A 6,388-nucleotide genomic window follows, 5' to 3' on the forward strand; every position below is an offset into this window, starting at 1 on the left:
GCCCTCGGCCACCGACAAGGGCCGTGGGTGGCCGCCCCACACTCGCGCGATCTTGGAGAGTGCGGGACGGCCGGAAGGACGCAGGCCCTGCAGGGGTGGGCGTCCTGATCGATGCCCAAGACCTACGTCCCCCGCCTCGCTCGCTGGTGCGAGGAGGCGGTCGTTCCCTCACTGCTGGCCGTCGGGCGAGAGGAAATCGCCCGTGGAGCGTCCGCGGCAGGGAGGCTTTGCGCCCTGGACTACGGGCTGTGAAGTTCGAACCAGACGTACTTACCGCCCGTTGAAGGAAACGAACATCCCCAGGCCGATGCCAGCGCGTCGATCAAGGACAGACCGCGGCCACCACTACTCACCGTCGAGTCCGGTCTTGTCAGTGCAGGCAACGGTGTTGGGTCCGCATCATGGACCTCAATCCGCAGGATGGGGGACTCCCAGATGGCCACGACGCCCACGTCCACCACTCCCTCGGCATGGCAGATCGCATTGGTAACGGCCTCACTCACCAGCAACTGGGCGTACACGACGAGGTCGTCGGCATCCCACAAATGGAGATCGTCAGCCAGCTGTCGCCGTACCGAGGCCACAGATCGTGGTTCCGGCGACATCGACATCGACAGTCGCTGGGCCGACTGTCCGGTGGTGAGCATCAGACCCCCTGAGGTCGATCGCGAGCCCCAGAGGTCGTGAGGTTGTCGGCTCACGGGCTGAGGCACTAGTGACGGCCCATCAACCATGTGTGAAGATCGGGGTTTCTGCACATTCGCTGGGTGATATCGCGGGAGTGATATCCATTCGCTCAAGGCTGCACCGCTCATCCGCGTGTCCGCCGGCAGGAGGTTGGAATGGCCCCCGAGGTCGGACGCCGGTGCGTGCAGTGTGACGGTCTGCTGAGCCGGTACAACGACGCCGACCGGTGTGCGGCCTGCGCCCGGCATGAGATGGCTGTCGTGCCGGAATTGCCGCGAGTCCCGTCCAGAGTCTGGCGCGATCCGGCAGTCCAGGGTGCCCTTGCAGACTGGGACTTCGGTCTGGCCAGCCGGTTGATTCGCCGGCGCGCCTCGCTCCGCCAGGAAGACATGGCCGCCCTCACCGGGCTGAGCCAGGCGTTCTTGTCCATGCTGGAGTCGGGCTCTCGGCGGCTGACCAACATCGACAAGATCATCGAATTCGTCGTCGGCCTCGGTGTCCCCGGAAACCTGGTCGCCATCCCCTCGGCAGGGCAGCCGGTGCGGTCGGAGCCCGACGCTGCATCGCGGCCCGCCGCGAAACCGGCCGTCGACTGGGAAGACCCGCTCGCCATCGCCCAGCGTGCGCGGATCATCGCGTCCGTGAACGTCGATGACGCAACCCTGGCCGCTCTGCGGGGCGGCATCGACGACATCGTCGAGCGGTACGAGATCGCCGGTCCCCAGACGCTCGCTCCCCGGGCGGTGGAGCTCCTCGGGCTCCTGCACCAGCTGCTGTCCGGCTCGCAGCATCCGCGGCAACGGCGCAAGCTCTACTCCCTGGCCGCCATGGCGTCAGGGCTTCTGGGATACATGGCTGTGAACGCCGGCCGTCTCCCGACGTCACGCAGCTACTCGGCGGAGGCGTTGCAACTGGCAGCGGAAGCGGAGGATCCGTCGCTCGTCGCCTGGATCCGCGGCACCCAGTCGTTGGAGGCGTATTACGACGGCAGATATACCGAAGCGCACGAACTGGCCATGGCCGGCATACGCAGCTCGACGGACAGCCCACAGGCGATCCGGCTCCTGGCAAACGGCGCCGCGCGCGCCCTGGCCAAACAGGGGGACAGGACAGCGGCAGAGCGTGCGGCCGCACAGGCGTTGGAGCTGACCGAACGCTTCTCGCCCGCAGACGGTCTGACCCCGTGCATCGCCTTCGAGCCCTACGGCCGCGCCCGCACACTGGCCAACATAGCCACCGCGTACGTGTCCCTCGGCGATGTGGGCAAAGTCCTGGACTACGCCGAGCAGGTCGAATCCCATGTCCACAGCTCCGACTCGAACTGGAGCCGCGCCCTGGTGGCGCTGGACGTCGCCTCAGCTGTATTGCAGCAGCCGCGACCGGACGTGGAACACGCGATGGCCCTTGGCCGCTCCGCCTTGGTCACGAGCAGCAGCCATCCGATTCGCTCCGTCGTGCAGCGGGCGCAGGAACTCCAGCAGCAGACCGACAGGTGGCGGCAACTGCCCGAGGTACGGGAGTATGCGGAGGCATTGCGTACGTGGCGGGCCCGGCCGGCCTCGTACGTCATCTGCGACCCAGCCCTTCCCCCGTACACGGAACACTTCTGAGGAGTGCGGTGCACCCGGTTCAGCAGGCGGCCCGCTCTGCGGCCTTTCCCGTCGAGGCCCCTCCGTCACTGACCGATCCCCAGGTGATCGCAGAGCATGAATGGGCCGCCTTCGCCGCTCTGCCCGGCCTGGGCAATCACTGGCAGCGGCCCGGCTGGGGACCGGACACCCGTCGCTACTACTGGTTCCTCACCGTGGATCACGCACCGAAGATCGCGGAACTGGCCCGCCGCTGTCAGGAACCGCTGGAGGGCGACGGCTTCGACATCGTCCCGTCCGACGGCCTGCACGTCACCATCTGCCGCGTCGGTGACCCGCACGAGATCACCGAGCGGACCTTGGACGATCTCGCCTCCGCCGCGCGGCTTCGGTGCGGCGCGCTCCCCGCCTTCGACCTTCAGGCCATCCCGGTCGCCGGATCCCGCGGAGCTGTACGCATGAGCCTCGCGCCGTGGGAGCCGCTGCTGGCGCTCCACCGGGCGGTGGGCACCGCGTGCCGGGAGGTGGGAATCGACAAGCCCCATCCGACCCAGGACTTCCGCCCGCATCTAGGCGTCGCCTACTGCAACCAGGAGACGGACGCGGCAGGCATCCGCAAGACGATCGCGAAACTGCGCACGCTGCAGCCGCAGCAGTTCACCGTAAACGAAGTCCAGCTGGTCGAGCTGCGCCGCGAAAACCGGGTCTATCGCTGGGATGTGAAGCACACCGTCCCGCTCCATTCAGCGGCGCCCCGCACCAAGGCATCGACCTGACGAGGTTCCTGTTCTCCTCATCCAAGCTGCGTACGCTCATGACGTGATCGAACGCGCTGCCACCGTCTCGCGGACGGAGACCTGACACTGTGGCCAACCCGTCGCTGGTTCTGTGGGACATCGACCGAACCTTGCTCTATGTCGGAGACTTCGACCGCCAGGTCTACCGAGAGACGTTCGCCGAGGTCGTCGGCCGCCCCGCCGAGAGGATGCCCGCACGGGGCACCGGCGTCACCATGCCCCTTGCCATCCGCGAGCTGCTACTGGCCAACGGCGTGCCTGCGGAATCGGTCCCCGACCTCCTCCCCGCCATGGTGGAACTACTGCCAAAGCACCTCTCGGCCTATGCAGCCGAGATGAAGCGGACAGGCACGCTCATGCCAGGAGCGGAAGACGCTCTGCGGGCCGTCCAAACGACCCCTGGACTGATCCCCACGGTGGTCACCGGCAACCTCAAGCCGAACGCGATGATCAAGCTGCGCGCATTCGAGCTGGACGCCTACGTATACATGGACATCGGCGGCTTCGCCTCCGACGATCCCGACCGCCCCGCACTCGTCCGCATCGCCCAGAGCCGGGCCCAGACCGAGCACGGTGTGGAGTTCACCCGGGCAAATACCGTCATCATCGGTGACTCCCTCGAAGACGTACGAACTGGCCTGCTCGGCGGCGCACCCGTCATCGGCGTGGCATCCGGCAAGACGACGAGCGAGGAGCTCTCGGCGGCCGGGGCAGACATCGTCCTTCCCGATCTACGCAACCTAGACGACTTGCTGGCAGCCATCGCCACGCTGACCGCGTGAGGTGTCCAGAGTGGGCGGCACAGTTGCCCCGGAAGCCGGGTCCGCCACAACCATCGCGGTGCAACTCGCGGAACACCGCCTGCGGGTTCGTCGCCCACCAGTTCACGGCCCAGAACCGGTAGCCTGCCCGAGTGTCATGCAGCCGGCTCGGCGGCGCGCGGCCCGGCCGGAAAGTGGTACAGCGGCGTTGAACGATAAGACAGTTGCGATCTTTTCGCTCGGTGGGACCATCGCCATGACCACCGACCCGCTCACGGGCGGCGTGGTTCCGGCCCTGTCAGCTCATGATCTGCTGGCAGCCGTGCCCGCGCTCACCCCGACCGGGATCGGCCTGCAGGTCCACGACTTCCGCCGCATGCCCGGAGCGTCTCTCACCTTCGAAGACCTGGCCGCGCTGTCGGCTGCGATCCGCGAAGCCCTGGACGACGGCTGCGACGGGGTGGTCGTCACCCAGGGCACCGACACGATCGAGGAGACCGCGTACCTCCTGGACCTTCTCCACGACCGGGACCAGCCCATCGCCGTGACCGGTGCCATGCGCAATCCCACCCTGCCGGGAGCCGACGGCCCCGCGAACCTGTACGCGGCCGTTGTCACCGCAGCCAGCCCGGAGCTGCGCGGTGCGGGGGTAGTGGTCGTCCTCGGCGACGAGATCCACGCCGCCCGCACCGTACGCAAGACGCACAGCACCAGTCCCGCCGCCTTCACTTCACCCAGCACCGGCCCGCTCGGCCACCTCTACGAGGGCCGAGCCCGGGTGCGCGGACCCCTGCCCTCCCGCACCACCGCACCCGGATCGCTCAACGGGGCATCCACTCGCGTCGGCCTGTACACCGTGACGTTCGGCGACGACGGAGAGCTTGTTGCGGGTATGGCGGAGCAGTGCGATGGGCTCGTCGTGGCCGCCTTCGGCGTCGGGCATGTCCCCCAGCGGTTCGTGGCCGTCCTGGAGAGTATCGCCGCAACGATGCCGGTGATCCTCACCACCCGCATCGGCAACGGTCCCGTGTTCCAGCAGACCTACAGCTTTCCCGGATCCGAGAGGGACCTGCTGTCCCGGGGGTTGATCAACGGCGGGAGCCTGGACCCGTACAAGGCGCGACTCCTGCTGCATGTCCTGCTCGCCCAGGGACGTGGCAGCGACGAGATTGCTGCCGTTTTCCCTGTCGCCGGAGCTTGATCCACCCCCGCACACCCACCCGCATCGCAGTAGGGACGAGCGCATGCGCGCCAGCGAACTGACCCTTGGCCGGACCTTCGGTGTCACCTTCGAGCACGACGAGGACTTCTTCGAGACCCTGGCCTCGTTCTGCAAGGACAACGAGGTCAGCCAGGGCTACATCCCCATGTTCATCGGCGCGTTCTCCGAAGCCGAGATTGTCGGCACCTGCGACGGACTCACCCACCCCGAGCAGCCGCTGTGGGAACGCACCCGGATCGAATGCGTCGAAGCACTCGGCGGCGGCACCCTCGCCCAGGACCCCGCCACCGGCCTCGTCCTGCCGCATATCCACCTTGCCGCCGGCCTCAAGGGGGCCAACGCGGACGGGCGCACCAGCCATCTGCTCAGCGCCCGCGTCCAGTTCCTCAGTGAACTGCTCATTGTCGAGGTCGCCGCACCGGCCATGACCAGGCCACGCGACCCAAACGTGTACGACGTTCCGCTGCTGACCTTCGGCCCTACCTCGGAGTGAGTCGGCCCTGCCACAGGTGCCCCGGCAAGGTCAGCTCCAGGGCGGAGGCCAGCCAGGCGCGGTCCTCTGCGTCGAGCAGCGGAAGCACTGCCTCGAAATCGAGTTGGTCCTTCGCCCGGATGCCCTTCGCCTTGTAGAAGAGCTGAACTGCTGGACGCAGATAGGGAATACCATCGGCCGTGAGGTGCCCAAGATGGGCGACAGGGCGACGCACACGGGCGTCGCGGCGTGACACCCACTGGTCTCCATCCGACTCGTCCAGCATGAGCTGGATCGACCAAGGCTGCCCCGGGGCGCGACGGCACCACACGTCGTGAACAAGCGGTGGCACGCCAACCGACTCCGGCCACTCACGCAGAGTCCCAGCACCGGGTGGGTCAGCCAGGTGAAGGTCCCACGCCGCCAGAAGGGCACGCAGCCGTAGCTGGTCACGGCGCAGGACGAGTACATCAAGGTCGCCATGCTCGCGGAACGACCGACCGACCGCCATCTCGATCGCGTACCCGCCGGCGATCCACCAAGGAAAGTCCGCAGCGGCGAACAAGTCCGCCACCTCTCGCGGCGAAGCGGGACACCACGGTCCCAAGTCCGAACCCGAAGTGCTCGTATGGATCACAGACGCCATCCTGGCACCTCATCGGAGTTGGAGACCGCACCACGAGCATCGCCTCCGGCCGGTGAGCTGGTCCCACTGAAGTTCACGTCTGGCGCATAAGTGCGTTGTGGCAAAGGGAGTCCCTGTTCGATGAGCAGGGGCTTCTTCGTGTGCGGGGCATGTTCGCGGAGGGGTAGGGGCAGGCAGCGGACGGCTTGTTGTTGATCGAGGAGGTTGCGATGCC

8 protein-coding genes are annotated in these 6,388 nt (G+C 67.3%); 5 read left to right on the forward strand and 3 right to left on the reverse strand.

Going from position 1 to position 6,388, the window contains the following annotated elements:
• Positions 1-239: 239 nt before the first annotated feature.
• Positions 240-647 (reverse strand): ATP-binding protein, encoded by a 408-nt coding sequence (locus QMK24_RS26400; RefSeq protein ID WP_283469280.1) that lies wholly within the window; start codon positions 645-647, stop codon positions 240-242.
• A 429-nt stretch (positions 648-1,076) separates the two neighbouring features.
• Between QMK24_RS26400 and QMK24_RS26405 the strand changes: the two genes are divergently transcribed.
• From QMK24_RS26405 to QMK24_RS26425, 5 genes are all read left to right on the forward strand, one after another.
• Positions 1,077-2,297, forward strand: a complete 1,221-nt coding sequence (locus tag QMK24_RS26405) for an NsdA family TPR-like regulatory protein (RefSeq protein WP_502962642.1) — start codon at positions 1,077-1,079, stop codon at positions 2,295-2,297.
• Positions 2,298-2,380: 83 nt separating this feature from the next.
• Positions 2,381-3,052, forward strand: a complete 672-nt coding sequence (locus QMK24_RS26410; RefSeq protein WP_283469281.1) for a 2'-5' RNA ligase family protein — start codon at positions 2,381-2,383, stop codon at positions 3,050-3,052.
• A gap of 89 nt (positions 3,053-3,141) precedes the next feature.
• Entirely contained in the window at positions 3,142-3,855 is a 714-nt protein-coding gene (locus QMK24_RS26415) for an HAD family hydrolase (RefSeq protein WP_283469282.1), read from the forward strand.
• 136 nt (positions 3,856-3,991) lie between these two features.
• Positions 3,992-5,035, forward strand: a complete 1,044-nt coding sequence (locus QMK24_RS26420) for an asparaginase (protein ID WP_283469283.1) — start codon at positions 3,992-3,994, stop codon at positions 5,033-5,035.
• A gap of 43 nt (positions 5,036-5,078) precedes the next feature.
• The gene (locus QMK24_RS26425) at positions 5,079-5,549 is read left to right on the forward strand and encodes a PPC domain-containing DNA-binding protein (protein WP_283469284.1); all 471 of its coding nucleotides are present in this window, start codon (positions 5,079-5,081) and stop codon (positions 5,547-5,549) included.
• Here QMK24_RS26425 and QMK24_RS26430 read toward each other — a convergent pair.
• Positions 5,536-6,093, reverse strand: a complete 558-nt coding sequence (locus QMK24_RS26430) for a nucleotidyltransferase domain-containing protein (RefSeq protein ID WP_502962641.1) — start codon at positions 6,091-6,093, stop codon at positions 5,536-5,538. The genes QMK24_RS26425 and QMK24_RS26430 overlap by 14 nt on opposite strands.
• A gap of 68 nt (positions 6,094-6,161) precedes the next feature.
• Positions 6,162-6,388 (reverse strand): hypothetical protein (locus tag QMK24_RS26435; RefSeq protein WP_283469286.1); only part of this gene is annotated, 227 nt, incomplete at its 5' end.

Source organism: Streptomyces sp. PH10-H1 (genome assembly GCF_030063355.1).
In the GTDB taxonomy this organism is placed as follows: Bacteria; Actinomycetota; Actinomycetes; order Streptomycetales; family Streptomycetaceae; genus Actinacidiphila.